Genomic DNA, 2,954 nt, shown 5'->3' on the forward strand with positions numbered 1-2,954 from the left:
CACTGCTTCTCCCGTGCACAACTGCAGAGTTGAGCCATGTTCGAGAGAGTGGATTTCCAACAACCGACGGTCTTTGGTCCTTCAAGTCTACGGGGAGAGCCCCCGGTCCACCAAATCCAGGCATCAGCTGGTGCTGGTGTGCACGTGCGGGAGCTCCTTTTGCCAAATCCCGGTGACTCCGGCCGTCTGGAAACCCAGTTGCTGGTTGACGGTCAGGAGGTACCTGTTTTCCGGGGCGTTCCAGGTATAAATGACCCGCGCATCAGGAAACTGCTCGGTGAGCCGCTCCATGTTGGCCACCTTGATCAACAGGCCCAGCTTGTTCCCCCGGTGCTCCTGCAGCACCAGGGTGTCGTCCTGGAAGACGACGTCGGTACGGTGAGCCAGTACCGTAATGGTGGTCAGGCCCACGAGCGTTCCCGTAGCTAGGTGCTCGACGGCGGTGACCACGGTCCGCCTGCCCTGTGCGATGGCAACCTCTTCGGCTTTCCGGAGGATGGCGCCGTCGAGCACCATGTCCTGCTCAACCGGTGGGCCCAGGGCGGGATCGACGTCGGCCCCTGCCTGGTTCTCAAGGGCCGCGACGGCCTCCAGCCACTGGTCCGGGCAGCGGTCCGTCCAGTGGTGCAGCCGGTAGCGGCTGTTGTTTGCCTCGTCTGCCTCGGCCTGCAGGTCGGCCACCAGCTTTGTGTCCAGCGGCAGCGCGCAGGAGCTGAACTGCTCAATATGCTGAAGCGTGTACCCGGTCCGCTGGGCGAACTCCACTTCGCGGCTCTCCAACGGCACGAAGCCCTGGCCCGAGCCGGGAACCAACTGGGCGCGCTCGAATTCATGGAGGGATGCACCCGGGTGGTTGGTATCCACCAGGATCATGGTGCGCCCCTCGCCGCGGACCAGCTGTTCGGCAGCCTGGAGGAGCCGGCGGCCCACTCCCTGGCGCTGGAACTCGGGGAGGATGTCGAGGGTGAATTCGGCCAGGTCCAGGTTGTCAGTCAGGGGCAGGGCGATGTCGACGGTCCCCACAATCTCCCCGTCCACCTTGGCAACGAGAATGAGCTGGCGCTCGTACGGGTCCTGGAACTCAAGCAGCTTCTCCAAGGGACCGTAGGCGAGGTCATCGCTGCCCCAGGTCTGCATCCTGACTTTACGGCCCACCTCGACGGCGGCAAGGAAGTCCGCTGCGTCCGGAGCGTCCAGTGAGTCTGGAATCCAAAGCTGCTCGATCTTCACGTCTTTTACCATAGGCGAATCATCCCAGCCGTTTCTGCCACTCGCCTTCATAACCTGCGGGCTTGAATCCAAGTGCGATATTTATGGCCAGCATATGTTGGTTTTCGTTGGCATTCCATGTCAGCACCGACCGCGCCGACGGCCACCGGCTCTGGGCCCGCCGCAGGTTTGCCACTTTGGTCAGCATGCCCAGGCGGCGCCCGCGGTGTTCGGAGGTGACCAGGGTGTCCTGCTGCGCGATGGAGTCCGGCACACCTGGGCGCCAGTTCAGGACGGTGTAGGCCACCAGTTGCCCCGTCTCCCGGTGCCGGGCCGCCGTCACTGCCGATTGGATCCCACTGCGGATCAGCGAGTTCTCCTCTTCCCGGACCCTGGCAACGTCCCAGTCCTCACGCTCCCAGTCCAACCCGGCGATGGGGACGTCCGTGCTCATGGTGGCTTTGAGGTGGGCATAGGCCTGCACCAGCTCCTCTGGGCAGCGGTCGTCCCAGCCGGTGATGGAGTATGCCGCTGCCTTGGCGGAGGCATCAACCTCCAAACGGTCCAACAGTTCCGGCGGCACAGGCAGGGCGAGGCGGCTGGACCGTTCCACCTGCTCCAGCTCATAGCCGGCAGCAACGGCAAAAGCCACCGCGGGCTCATCAAACGGCAGGCCACCGGCGCCGGATTTCGCCGGCAGCAAAGCGGACCCGTTCGCAGCCTCCAACGGCACCTCGTGATAGGCGTCAAGGGATGTCCTGCCACGTTCCCGGGCGACGGCCTCGGCATGCTTCAGAAGGGCACGGCCCAATCCTTGACGCCGGTGGACAGGAGCAACCAGGACATCGATTCCAGCCGTGTGCGTATTCTCGCGCAGCGGGAGTGTGACCGAGCACGTGCCCACAATGTCGGCGCCGAGCCTCCCCAGGTACAGGTGCCGTTCCTCATACTCGTTGCCCTGCCAGAACTCGGCAGCTTCCTGCAGCGTGGGGCAGCGATCCAGGTTGCCCCAGGCAGCACGTTCGTGGGCCACCCTCAAAGCGTGGCACTTTTCAAACTCGTCGGTCACCTGCCGCGCATCCGCGGCTGTTTCGCCGCCGGACTGCAGCACTTCCACTTCGGTTATTGCCAGCACAACGGTTTCATCCAGCGACTGATCCACATCCGGTTCGGCCATTTCTACAGCTTAGGCAACACCGTGCCCCTTCGGGCATGGTGTTCAGGCTTAAACAAAACCGCCCGGCACGGGTGCCGGGCGGTTTAAGTTTGCGACGGAAGGATCCGAAGCAGTGGCTTCACACGAGGATTTAGGCCTCGGTCAAAACCTTGGTGACGTTCGGGTCCACGGAGATGCCGGGGCCGAAGGTGGTGGCAACGGTGGCCTTCTGGATGTAACGGCCCTTGGAAGCGGACGGCTTCAGGCGAAGCACCTCTTCCAGTGCTGCTGCGTAGTTTTCAGCCAGCTTGATGGCGTCGAAGGACACCTTGCCAATGATGAAGTGCAGGTTGGAGTGCTTATCGACGCGGAAGTCGATCTTTCCACCCTTGATGTCGTTGACGGCCTTGGTGACGTCCGGGGTCACGGTGCCCGTCTTCGGGTTGGGCATCAGGTTACGCGGGCCCAGGACCTTACCGAGGCGGCCAACCTTGCCCATGAGGTCAGGGGTGGCGACGGCGGCGTCGAAGTCGGTCCAGCCGGCTGCGATCTTTTCGATCAGGTCATCGGAACCAACGAAGTCGGCGCC

At 63.3% G+C, this 2,954-nt stretch carries 2 protein-coding genes and 1 pseudogene; all 3 read right to left on the reverse strand.

Annotated features, from left to right (window positions below; genetic code table 11):
• Positions 1-123: 123 nt before the first annotated feature.
• Complete coding sequence (locus tag AC5RWX_RS31920; protein ID WP_494100194.1) at positions 124-1,242, reverse strand: GNAT family N-acetyltransferase; 1,119 nt, start codon at positions 1,240-1,242, stop codon at positions 124-126.
• Between the two features lie 7 nt (positions 1,243-1,249).
• A complete protein-coding gene (locus tag AC5RWX_RS31925; RefSeq protein WP_494100195.1) occupies positions 1,250-2,386 on the reverse strand; it encodes a GNAT family N-acetyltransferase in 1,137 nt (378 codons plus the stop codon).
• A 130-nt stretch (positions 2,387-2,516) separates the two neighbouring features.
• Positions 2,517-2,954: pseudogene (locus AC5RWX_RS31930) on the reverse strand (50S ribosomal protein L1); the annotation flags it as partial.

The sequence above is a fragment of the Arthrobacter sp. SPT-J7 genome (genome assembly GCF_059089965.1).